This window comes from Empedobacter sp. 225-1, from assembly GCF_030328185.1.
In the GTDB taxonomy this organism is placed as follows: Bacteria; Bacteroidota; Bacteroidia; order Flavobacteriales; family Weeksellaceae; genus Empedobacter; species Empedobacter stercoris.
Window position 1 is genome coordinate 37358 of sequence record NZ_JACALO010000015.1, and the last position, 12225, is coordinate 49582.

Sequence of the window (12225 nt, forward strand, 5' to 3'; positions counted from 1 at the left end):
ATCTTTGCGTAAACGTCATATGATCAATAAATTAATGTCGTGAAATGGTAAATCAAACCAGTCACATAAGTTCTTTTTTACAATTCTTCCTTTGTACAAATATACGCCATTTCTTATAGTTTTATCCGTTTGTACCACATTTGCAAAACCAGATTCTTCTGATATTTGAAATAAATAGGATAAAAAATAATTACTCAACGCTTTAGTAGACGTACGTGCAACGCGAGAAGTGATATTAGAAACGGCATAATGAATGATATCATTCTTTATAATGATTGGTTGATCATGTGTTGTCAACTCTGAAGTTTCAAAGCATCCACCTTGATCTATACTAACATCAATAATAACAGCGCCAGCTTTCATATTTTGAACCATCATTTCAGTAACGACACATGGTGTACGTGTTTCGCCACGAAGTGCTCCAATTGCTAAATCGCATCGTCTTAAAGCTTTTCCTAATTCTTTAGGATCTAATGTCGAAGTGGAAACGCGTTGACCAATATTTTGTTGTAAACGTCTTAATCTCGTCAATGAATTGTCAAAAACTCGAACCGAAGCGCCCAAACCTAAAGCAGTTCTTGTTGCATTTTCAGCAACAGTTCCTGCTCCAAGAATAACAACTTCTGTTGGTCGTACTCCAGTAACGCCTCCCATTAAAATACCATTCCCAACATTTGTTGAAGACATCAATTCACTCGCTACCAAAATAGCCGTAGTTCCTGCAATTTCACTTAATAAACGAACGACTGGTAAATGATTTTGTTCATCACGAATAAACTCAAAACCTACAGCATCTACACGTTTTGCGATAAGTTTCTGAAAATATTCACGTTTCAACGTGTTGGTAGGTACAGAAGAAATGATTAATGCATGGGGTTTTACCCAATCAATTTCTTCTAATGTAAGTGGGCCTACTTTTAGAATAATTGGTTTTTCGAAAACGGATTGCGTATTGTAAGAAATCTGCGCACCAGCTTCTGAATATTCTTTATCTGAGTAATTTGCACCTTCTCCTGCTCCAGTTTCAATCGTTACTTGATGTCCGTTATTGACTAAAATTTCGACTGCATCAGGAGAAAGACAAATTCGTTTTTCTTGATTATTTGTTTCTTTTGGAATTCCAATATCGAAGCGCTCTTTCTTATGAGGAATCTCTAAACGCTCGGGTTGAGGAATAAGTTCTTCTTGAGAAAACGGCGTGAAAATATTTTTTCCGTCCATAATGTATTAGCTAAAGTTTAAATGACGAATTCCATCTACATTTTTTAGTGTAATTGTATGGTGCTCATCAGGTATAAAGTTAGCAATTTTATTTGGCCATTCCATCAAACAATAATGATTAGAATATAAATATTCTTCAATACCAAAATCTAATGCTTCATCTTCATGATTCAAACGGTAAAAATCAAAATGAAAGACCTTTCCTTTTTTGGTGTCATATTCATTTACGATCGAAAAAGTAGGACTCGATATTTCGTCTCTTGTTCCCAAAGCTTTTACAAACGTTTTAATAAAAGTTGTTTTTCCAGCTCCCATTTCTCCTTCGAAAGTGATTAATTTATAGTGAAGCTGATCTATTATTTGATGTGCAACTTCGGGTAATTCGTCTAAATTATGAATGATAAATTCCATTTAATTTTTTGGTGTTAAAACAACCATTGGTATAATTATTTCTTCTAACGAAATTCCACCATGTTGGTAAGTATTCTTGTAATAATTAACGAAATGATTGTAATTTTTTGGATACGTTAAAAATAAATTTTCTTTTGCAAAGATATACTTTGACGTAACATTAACCTTAGGTAAAAGGAATTTTTCTGGTTGATCAACTGCCAAAACATCTTTTGGATCATATTGCAATTGTTTCCCTAATTTGTAACGTAGGTTGGTACTTGCTTCTTTATCTCCAATGACTTTTGTTGGCTCTTTCACGTAAATTGTTCCATGATCGGTTGTTACAATAATTTTCATCTTGTTTTGAGCCGCTTTTTTTACAATTTCCATTAAATACGAATTTTCAAACCAATGTTTTGTAATTGAACGATAGGTTTTGTCGTCTCGAATCATTTCGCCTACAATACGATTATCAGTTTTCGCATGCGATAAAATATCAATAAAGTTATAGACGATAACATTCAGATTATTGTTTTTGTAATTGTTAAAATCATCTGCAATTTTTTTCTCAAAATCAGAATTTAAAATTTTGAAATAATTGTATGTAAGATCTCCCAATCCAAGACGTTTTAATTGTTCTCCTAACAATTCTTTTTCGTACATATTTTTGTTTCCTTCATCGGTGTCATTTAACCAATACTGAGGATATTTTTTCTCAATTTCAAGTGGCATCAGTCCCGAAAAGAATGCATTTCTTGCATATTGTGTTGCTGACGGCAAAATACTGTAATATAGATTTTCGTTTTCAGAATTATAATAACGATTAAAAATAGGTTCAATCACTTTCCATTGATCATAGCGTAAATTGTCCACCATTATCAATAATACATTTTTGTCTTTCCCTAATTGTGGGCGAACCAATTGATTAAAAACTGTGTGCGATAAAACAGGGCGATCTTCGTCATCATGTAACCAATCTTCGTAATTACGTTCAATGAATTTAAAAAAAGCTGCATTGGCTTCACTTTTTTGATTTTCGATGATTTGCGTTAAAGCAGTATCTTCAATATTTTCTAATTCAAGTTCCCAATAAACCAATTTTTTATAAATCTCTTGCCAATCTTCAAAATCATGCGCATTCATCATATTCATCGTAATATTTCTGAATTCTTGTTGGTAATTGATAACTGTTTTTTCGGAAATAATTTTAGAAGCATCCAAAATCTTTTTTAAACTTAATAAGATCTGATTTGGGTTAACAGGTTTAATCAAATAATCTGAAATATGTGCACCAATTGCATCTTCCATAATATGTTCTTCCTCACTTTTTGTGACCATAATAACGGGAAGATTTGGGCGGATTTCTTTGATTTTTGGCAAAGCTTCTAAGCCGCTTAACCCTGGCATATTTTCATCGATTAAAACCGCTACAAAATTTTCTTTTTCAATCACTTCTAACGCATCCGTTGCGTTGTTTATCATTGTCGTATCGTATCCCTTTTTCTCTAAAAAAAGTTGGTGCGGTTTCAATAAATCGATTTCATCGTCAATCCATAAAATTTTTATAGCCATTTGTAATAATTTATATTTTTTATTATGATTTTTCTACTATCAGAATTCTTCCAAATATAGCGATAACAGAAATGTTAACATCTAAATTGTATGTTAAACAAAACAGGAGTTTTGCTAAAATTTGCGTTGTTTTTTTAGCATAAATAATTCCAAAAATGATTTTAAAGAAAAATATTTTATAAAAACGTTTCTTTCTGATCAAAGTACTCTTTAGAATGGGTAAAAATTTATATCTTTGTTAACAAAATTGTACGTTTGAATCCATTAAACAATAATAAGTTGAAAATAGTAAATGATCCAGTTCATGGATTTATAACGATTCCAAACGAGCTTATTTATCAGATTATTCAACATCCATATTTTCAACGACTTCGTAGAATTTCGCAAACAGGACTGACTGAAATGGTGTATCCTGGTGCAAGACATTCTCGTTTTCATCACGCTTTAGGTTGTATGCATTTGATGCAAAAAGCCCTAAATATCCTTAAAAGAAAAAACGTTGAAATAACTTCCGAAGAAGAGAATGCGGCGTTGATAGCCATTCTTTTACATGATTTGGGACATGGTCCTTTTTCACATTCTCTTGAACATTCGATTATTAATGGTTCTCATCACGAAGAAATTTCGCTTCGTTTGATGGAAGAATTAAATCAAATTTTTGATCAAAAATTAACGTTAGCTATTCAAATTTTTAAAGGACAATATCCAAAAAAGTTTTTAACACAATTGGTTTCGAGTCAATTGGATTGCGATCGTATGGATTATTTGAAACGAGATAGTTTTTATTCTGGTGTTGTAGAAGGAAATATTAATCCAGAACGAATTATCTCGATGATGAATGTTTCGGATAATGAGTTGGTGATCGAAGCGAAAGGAATTCCTTCTGTCGAAAAATTTTTGATTGCACGTATGTTTATGTATATGCAAGTGTACATGCACAAAAAATCTTTTACAGCCGAAAATTTTTTGATTAATGTTTTAAGAAGAGCAAAAGAATTGACACGAAAAGGTGAACATCTGTTTGCTACTTCAGCTTTTAAGTATTTTTTAGAAGATAATGAACAGGGAAGTTTATCAAAAGAAGGTTTAGAGATATTTACGCATTTAGACGATTCGGATGTGTTATCAGCAATTAAAGAATGGCAATATCACGATGATTTTATTTTAAGTAAATTATCAAAAAATATCATTCAGCGAACGTTACCAAAATCCTATTTAATGGATAATAAATTGACTGACGAAGAAATTTTGTTTGAAAAGAATAGAGTAAAAGAAGCTTTAGAAATTGAAGATGCAAGCTATTTTGTGGAGCAGACAATAATTAAAATAGTTCCGTACGAAAAATCAAAAAGTCCAATTAAGGTTTTGTATAAGAATGGTGATGTTAAAGAATTATCCTGTTCCGGAAAAAGTTTGTTAACGCAATTTTTGGGACAAGAAATTACAAAATATCACTACCATAGTGTATAAGGATTGATTTAAAGAATTTGACAAAAAAGTTAAATAACTTATATAATCATTTTATAAATTTAAGAATAATTATTAGTTTTGCAGACTATGAAGTTTAAAGCTGCAGAGATTGCGCAATTATTGCAAGGAACCGTAAAAGGGGATGCAAATGTAGAGGTTTCCACACTATCAAAGATAGAGGAGGGAAAAGAAGGTTCGATTTCGTTTTTAGCAAATCCGAAATACGAACATTTTATCTATTCAACTCATGCTTCTATTGTAATTGTGAGTAAAGATTTTGTAGCGACAGATTCAATATCTTCTACTTTAATTGTTGTGGAAGATGCTTATCAAGCGTTTACACAATTATTACACTATTACAATACCATAAAAAATAATAAAGTTGGAATAGAAGAATATACGAAAGTTAATTCTACTGCCCAATTAGGGGATAATGTATATATAGGAAGTTTCTCTTATATTGGAGCTAATGTTTCGATTGGGAATAATGTGAAGATATATCCAAATGTAACCATTGGTGATTATGCGAAGATTGGAGATAATACTGTTTTACATTCAGGCGTACAAGTATATGAAGAATGTGAAATTGGTCAGAATTGCATCATTCATTCTAACGTTGTAATAGGAGCTGATGGTTTCGGTTTTGCACCAAATCCAGACGGATCTTTTGAAAAAATTCCTCAAATAGGAAATGTTTTAATTGAAGATAATGTCGAAATTGGAGCAGGGTCAACAATAGATAGAGCAACAATGGGATCTACAATTATTCGTAAAGGAGTAAAATTAGATAACCAAATACAAATTGCTCATAATGTTCAAATAGATGAGAATACTGTTATAGCTTCGCAAAGTGGAGTAGCAGGTTCGACCAAAATTGGACGCAATTGTATGATTGGAGGTCAAGTTGGTATCGCAGGTCATTTGACAATTGGAGATTTTGTACAAGTACAAGCTCAGAGTGGTATTAACGGAGATGTAGAAAGCAAAACGCAGTTGTATGGTTCACCAGCAATGGAGGCGGCAAGCTTTAGAAAAGCATACGTACATTTTAGAAAGTTTCCAGAAATTGTGAAACGAATCGATAAATTAGAAAAAGAGAACAAACAAAAGTAAAAGTTAATGTCTGATAAACAAAAAACTTTAGCGAATGAAGCCGTTCTAAAAGGTGTAGGCTTACATACAGGTAAATTTGTTACCTTAACATTTAAACCAGCTGAACCGGATACAGGATTTGTATTTGTTAGAACAGATTTAGAAGGTCAACCTCAAGTAGAAGCAGATGCACAATATGTTGTGAGTACAGCGAGAGGAACAACTTTAGAAAAGAAGGGAGTTAAAGTACATACAACTGAGCACGTTTTGGCGGCTTTGGTAGGTATGGATATTGATAACTGTTACATTGAAATCGATAATGCAGAACCTCCAATTATGGACGGTTCTTCACGTTTTTTTGTAGAAGCAATAGAATCTGCAGGAATTGTTGAACAAGACAAAGACAGAGAATATTATAGAATTAAAGAAATTGTAACTTACGTAGATCCAGAAACAGGATCAGAAATCACTGCAATTCCAGCAGATGAATATCAAGTTACGGCAATGGTTGATTTTGGAACTAAGGTTTTAGGAACTCAAAATGCGACATTATCGTCTATAAAAAATTTCAAACAAGATATCTCTCAAGCAAGAACGTTCTGTTTTTTACATGAGTTAGAACAATTGTTAGAAGCTGGTTTAGTAAAAGGTGGAGATTTAGACAATGCAATTGTTTATGTTGACAAAGAAATTACGCCAGAAACGAAAGAAAAACTTTGTAAAGCTTTTAATAGAGATAATGTTTCTATACGTCCAAATGGAATTTTAGATCACTTGACTTTACACTATCCAAACGAAGCTGCTCGTCACAAATTATTAGATGTTGTGGGAGATTTAGCTTTAGTAGGAAAGAAGTTAAAGGCTAAAATTATTGCCACAAAACCTGGACATCACACCAATACAAATTTTGCAAAAAAATTAAGCAAACAAATCAAATTAGCACAACGTAACAAAGTTCCTGAATTTGATTTAACAGCTGAACCTGTTTATGATATCAATGATATTATGAAACTTTTACCTCATCGTCCACCATTTTTATTGATTGACAAGGTAATTTCTAAAACTGCAACTGGACTGATTGGTGTGAAAAATGTAACGATGAACGAACCGTTTTTTGTAGGACATTTTCCAAAAGAACCAGTAATGCCAGGTGTATTACAGATCGAAGCAATGGCACAATTAGGAGGTTTATTAATTTTAGGTGAACTCGAAAATCCTCAGGATTATTCAACTTACTTCATGAAAATTGAAGGAGCAAAGTTTAAACGTAAAATTATCCCAGGAGATACAATTGTGTTTAAGTTAGAGTTGGTAGAACCAATTAGAAGAGGAATCGTTCATATGCAAGGAATTGGATATGTAAACAATCAAATCGCTGTGGAAGCAGAAATGATGGCAGTTATTACAAAAGAATAATTTAAAGAAATGGAAGTTATGAATTATCCGATGGCATATGTTCATCCAACTGCAATAATAGGTGAAAATGTTACTATAAGCCCCTTTTCGTCTGTTTATGAAGATGTGGAAATTGGTGAAGGAACATGGATTGGTCCTAATGTAACAATTATGTCAGGAGCTCGTATTGGGAAAAATTGTAAAATTTATCCAGGTACAGTAATTTCTGGTGAGCCCCAAGATTTAAAATATGGAGGTGAAAAAACTTTTACTTATATCGGTGACAATACCACAATTCGTGAATGTGTTACAGTAAACAAAGGAACAAACGCTTTAGGATATACCAAAATTGGTGATAATTGCTTGATTATGGCAACAGCTCACATTGCACATGATTGTGTTGTTGGAAACAATGTTGTGATTGTTAACGCCGTTGGTTTAGCAGGACATATAGAAGTTGGAGATTACGCTTTTATAGGAGGATATAGTGCTGTACATCAGTTTACAAAAATTGGAGAACATGCTTTTGTGGCTGGAGCAACACAAATTCGTAAAGATGTGCCTCCTTATGTAAAAGCTGCAAAAAATCCTGTCGCTTATGCTGGTGTTAATGCAATTGGATTAAGGAGAAAAGGTTTCTCTTCAGAAGAAATTTTTGAAATTCAAGGAATCTACAGAATTTTATATCAACAAAAAAATAATGTATCTCAAGCTGTAGAACAAATCTTAGAAAAATTCCCAGATTCACATTATCGTGAAGTGATCTTAAATTTTATTAATACAAGTGATCGTGGAATTATGAAAGGATATAGTTCGGGAGTTTAATTAAAAATAATAAAATAGAATAAATGGCAACAACTGCTGATATTAGAAAAGGTTTATGCATCGTTTTTAATAATGATACATACAAAATTATCGAATTTTTACACGTTAAACCAGGAAAAGGTCCTGCTTTCGTTCGTACAAAATTAAAATCATTAACAACAGGAAAAGTGTTAGATAATACATTTTCTGCTGGTCATAAAATTGACGAAGTTCGTGTAGAAACACGTAACTATCAATATTTATACGAAGACGATAATGGTTTCCACTTTATGAATAATGATGATTTCTCTCAAGTTTATTTAAACAAAGAATTGATCGAAAATGCACAATTTATGAAAGCTGGAGACGAAGTGAAAATCTTATTCCGTGCTTCTGATGAAACTGCTTTAGCAGCAGAGTTACCAAATACAGTAATTATGGAAATTACGTATACAGAGCCAGGTCTTAAAGGCGATACAGCAACAAATGCTACAAAACCTGCAACGACGGAAACTGGTGCTGAAATCCGTGTTCCTTTATTTATTAACGAAGGTGATAAAGTGAAAATCAATACAGAAGACGGTTCTTACGTTGAACGTATTAAAGAATAATTGAAGTACATATCATATCAAAAAGTAGCTATTTATAGCTACTTTTTTTATTGGGTAAAATCAAGTTAATCGTGTATTTTAGCTAAGAGTTTAATGAACAAATCTTATGAAGATGAAAAAAATATTCAAAAAAATGTTTATTTACGGAGCAATTTTCTGTGTTTTTTGTCTGTTATTTACCGCTTTTTCGAATTATAGAATCGAAAAATCTACAGAAGAATTTGTAACAAATCATACGGATAAATTACCCAAAATAAAAGTTGCAGTTGTATTAGGGACTGCTCCAAATTTGATGAATGGTTATCAAAATTATTACTTTACTTATCGTATCGAAGCAGCGACTAAATTATATCAATCAGGAAAAGTAACCCATTTTATTTTAAGTGGTGATCACGGTCAGAAAGATTATAATGAACCTGAAGCGATGAAACAAGCGTTGATAAAAAATGGAATTCCAGAACACGTAATTTATTTAGATTATGCTGGATTTAGAACATTGGATTCGATGATTCGTGCGAAAGAAATATTTAGTCAAAATGAATTTATTGTGGTTTCGCAAGAGTTTCATAATCAACGAGCAGTTTACATTGCAAGACAGAACGGGATAAATGCTTATGGTTATAATGCAAAAGATGTGAATAAACAAGCAGGATTGAAAACAAATATCCGTGAATATTTTGCACGAACAAAAGTTTTTGTGGATAGTTTTTTAGGGATTCAACCTAAATTTTTAGGTGAGAAAATAGACGTAATATAAATTGCATTTCAAAAAAACACCTCTAAAATGGAATTTATTTTAGAGGTGTTTTAGAAAATATTTTTTAAAATTAATTTTTAATTCCTTCCAACATAAATAAAAAAGCATCTTCTTTTGCATCTTCTTTTAAAGATTCAAATCGACCAGAAGCTCCACCATGACCAGTATCCATATTGGTATCCAAAAGTAAAATATTATGGTCTGTTTTTAATTCTCGTAATTTAGCCACCCATTTTGCAGGTTCCCAATATTGTACTTGCGAATCGTGTAAACCAGTCGAAACATATAAATTTGGATAATCTTTTGCTTCGACATTATCGTATGGCGAATAAGATTTGATGTAGTCATAATATTCTTTCTCATTTGGATTACCCCATTCGTCATATTCTCCTGTAGTTAATGGAATAGTATCGTCTAACATAGTCGTCACAACATCTACAAAAGGAAATTGTGCGATAACACCGTTAAATAAAGATGGCTCGTAATTAATCACAGCCCCCATCAACAATCCTCCAGCAGAACCACCCATTGCATATAAGTGTTTTGATGACGTGTAATTTTGTTGGATCAAATGTTTAGCAGCATCAATATAATCAAAGAACGTATTTTTCTTTTCTAACATTTTACCATCTTCATACCATTCACGACCAAGATATTGTCCGCCACGAATGTGTGCAATTGCATAGATAAATCCTCGATCTAAAAGACTTAAACGAATCGAACTAAAATAAGGTTCGATGGTGTAACCATACGATCCATAGGCGTAAAGTAAAAGTGGTGTTTCGGCTGATAGAGGAGTGTCTTTTCTACGAACTAATGAAATTGGAACCATTTCTCCATCGCGTGCTTCAGCCCAAATACGTTCTGAAATATAGTTTTCTTTATCAAAATCTCCCAAGACTGTTTGCTCTTTTTTTACTTCGAATGTTTTATCATTCATATTGAAATCAATCACAGAGGAAGGCGTTGTTAGAGATGTATATCCATAACGTAAAATGTCTGTTTCAAAATCTGGGTTTGTACCAACATTTGCTGTATAGGTTTCTTCGTTGAATGGTAAATAATAATCTGTCGATTTGTCCCATGCTTTGATATTCATTTGCAACAAACCATTTGTACGTTCTTCGATAACCAAATAATTTTTGAAAATTTCGAATCCTTCAATCAATGCTTCATCACGATGAGGAATTACATCAACCCAATTTTCTTGTTCTGTTTTTTCGACAGAAGTTTTCATTAATTTGAAGTTAAATGCGTCATCTTTATTGGTTTGAATATAAAATGAATCTCCAAAATGTTCGATCGAATATTCTAAATCTCGTTTTCTTTCTTGAAAGATTTTAAATTCAGCATCTGGTTGATTAGAAGGAATATATCTGTATTCATCTGAAACAGTACTCGAAGATCCAATGACAATATAATCTCGTGATTTTGATTTGTAAACATACGCATTGAAGGTGTCATCTGTTTCCTCAAAAACCAAAGTATCTTCTTCTTGTTTTGTCCCTAATTTATGTTTCCAAATTTGATAAGCACGTAACGTTTCGTCTTTTCGCGTGTAGAATAATGTTAGATTATCTGCCGCCCAAACAGAACCACCAGTAGTATTCTCAATTTTATCTAAAAGTATTTCTCCAGTTGCTAAATTCTTGATTTGTATCGTATAAATTCTGCGCGAAACATTGTCAACTCCAAATGAAACCAATTGATTATTTGGAGCCATCGAAATTCCTCCTAATTGATAATACGAATGACCTTCTGCCATTGTATTGACATCAAAAAGTATTTCATCAGCGTTATCTAAAGTGTCTTTACGACGTTTGTGAATAGGGTATTCTTTGCCTTTCTGAAATTCAGTCAAATACCAATAACCATTCAATTTATAAGGAACAGACGAGTCATCTTCTTTGATTCTCGCTTTCATTTCCTCAAATAAGTTAGTTTGTAATTCTTCTGTTGGCGCTAAAACAGCTTTAGTATATTCGTTTTCTTGATTTAAATAATCAATCACTTCTTGATTTTCGCGGTCATTTAACCAATAATAATTATCGATGCGAATATCGCCGTGTTTTTCTAATTTTTGTTCTATTTTTTTAGCAATAGGTGCTTGCATTGCGTTTAATTTTAAGGGACAAAGTTAGTGTAAAACTACTTTGTATAAGTTGTTGTTGACCATGATTTGTCAGCTGTTTTATATTCGATGATAATATTCTGATCATTTGTATAGCCAATAGTTTCGTAATTACCATTTGCAGAAATAACAGTTACATGATAAACATTTTGTTGTGAAGCAGGATAAAACTGAGCTATAACTTTCGAATTATGTTTATCAATTAAAACAAATTCATTGTTTTTAGTAACTGTTTTGATATAATTTTTACCATCAAGTTTATAAATATCTGCTTCAGCTATATCTTTTTTAGCAGCAATTACATCTTCCTTTGGTTTGATAGTTTCTGTAGTAATTGATGTTCCTTTTTCAATTTTTGTTAAAGGTAAAGCTTTTGCATTCTGTTTTTTAACATGACTCATAGCAACGCTAAGCGCTTCTTGATAACCTTTTGCAAATTCTTTTTCTTTCGACATACCTTCATAAGAATCAAAAACAGTATTATTGCAATCAGAAAAAGTAACTTTTAGTTTATTTCGAAAAGCAACAGAAGTGTTTTCAATATTTGCTTTTGCAGCTAAACATGGATTAATTTGAATATCTAATGGAATTGATTTTTCATTTACAATTTCAAATTCTTTCTTTTTTAAAGCGATTTTTAATGCTGTGTTTAGTTGATAATCTTCTTTTGCAAAATCAGTAAATTTATCAGGAACGATAACATATTTATAATCCGTAACACTTTGTGCCTGCGCAGAAATTAAGGCAAGAAAGAAGAACCCCGAAAGTATTTTTTTCAT

General features: G+C 32.1%; 11 protein-coding genes. 6 read left to right on the forward strand and 5 right to left on the reverse strand.

The window, feature by feature from the left end; translation table 11 throughout:
• Positions 1-15: 15 nt before the first annotated feature.
• Genes HX088_RS06160 through porX form a run of 3 tightly spaced genes read right to left on the reverse strand, consistent with a single transcriptional unit; the run spans position 16 to position 3186 of the window.
• Positions 16-1221 (reverse strand): alanine dehydrogenase, encoded by a 1206-nt coding sequence (locus HX088_RS06160; RefSeq protein WP_284583794.1) that lies wholly within the window; start codon positions 1219-1221, stop codon positions 16-18.
• 6 nt (positions 1222-1227) lie between these two features.
• Positions 1228-1632, reverse strand: coding sequence for a tRNA (adenosine(37)-N6)-threonylcarbamoyltransferase complex ATPase subunit type 1 TsaE (tsaE, locus tag HX088_RS06165; protein ID WP_286483686.1), 405 nt, complete (start codon positions 1630-1632; stop codon positions 1228-1230).
• The gene (porX, locus tag HX088_RS06170) at positions 1633-3186 is read right to left on the reverse strand and encodes a T9SS response regulator signal transducer PorX (RefSeq protein ID WP_286483687.1); all 1554 of its coding nucleotides are present in this window, start codon (positions 3184-3186) and stop codon (positions 1633-1635) included. It abuts the gene before it with no gap.
• 279 nt (positions 3187-3465) lie between these two features.
• Between porX and HX088_RS06175 the strand changes: the two genes are divergently transcribed.
• From HX088_RS06175 to HX088_RS06200, 6 genes are all read left to right on the forward strand, one after another.
• Entirely contained in the window at positions 3466-4656 is a 1191-nt protein-coding gene (locus tag HX088_RS06175) for an HD domain-containing protein (RefSeq protein ID WP_286483688.1), read from the forward strand.
• Between the two features lie 87 nt (positions 4657-4743).
• Entirely contained in the window at positions 4744-5769 is a 1026-nt protein-coding gene (lpxD, locus tag HX088_RS06180) for a UDP-3-O-(3-hydroxymyristoyl)glucosamine N-acyltransferase (protein ID WP_171621720.1), read from the forward strand.
• A gap of 6 nt (positions 5770-5775) precedes the next feature.
• The gene (locus HX088_RS06185; RefSeq protein ID WP_286483689.1) at positions 5776-7164 is read left to right on the forward strand and encodes a bifunctional UDP-3-O-[3-hydroxymyristoyl] N-acetylglucosamine deacetylase/3-hydroxyacyl-ACP dehydratase; all 1389 of its coding nucleotides are present in this window, start codon (positions 5776-5778) and stop codon (positions 7162-7164) included.
• Positions 7165-7182: 18 nt separating this feature from the next.
• Positions 7183-7968, forward strand: coding sequence for an acyl-ACP--UDP-N-acetylglucosamine O-acyltransferase (lpxA, locus tag HX088_RS06190; RefSeq protein WP_225539029.1), 786 nt, complete (start codon positions 7183-7185; stop codon positions 7966-7968).
• 23 nt (positions 7969-7991) lie between these two features.
• Positions 7992-8558 carry an elongation factor P gene (gene efp, locus HX088_RS06195; protein ID WP_171621722.1) on the forward strand — a complete coding sequence of 189 codons (567 nt, stop codon included), beginning with the start codon at positions 7992-7994 and terminating at the stop codon, positions 8556-8558.
• A gap of 112 nt (positions 8559-8670) precedes the next feature.
• On the forward strand, positions 8671-9315 hold the full coding sequence (locus HX088_RS06200; protein WP_260393761.1) for a SanA/YdcF family protein: 645 nt from the start codon (positions 8671-8673) through the stop codon (positions 9313-9315).
• Positions 9316-9385: 70 nt separating this feature from the next.
• Here the strand turns inward: HX088_RS06200 and HX088_RS06205 are convergent, their stop codons facing one another.
• The gene (locus tag HX088_RS06205) at positions 9386-11428 is read right to left on the reverse strand and encodes a S9 family peptidase (protein WP_286483690.1); all 2043 of its coding nucleotides are present in this window, start codon (positions 11426-11428) and stop codon (positions 9386-9388) included.
• A gap of 35 nt (positions 11429-11463) precedes the next feature.
• Positions 11464-12225 carry a hypothetical protein gene (locus HX088_RS06210; protein WP_284583789.1) on the reverse strand — a complete coding sequence of 254 codons (762 nt, stop codon included), beginning with the start codon at positions 12223-12225 and terminating at the stop codon, positions 11464-11466.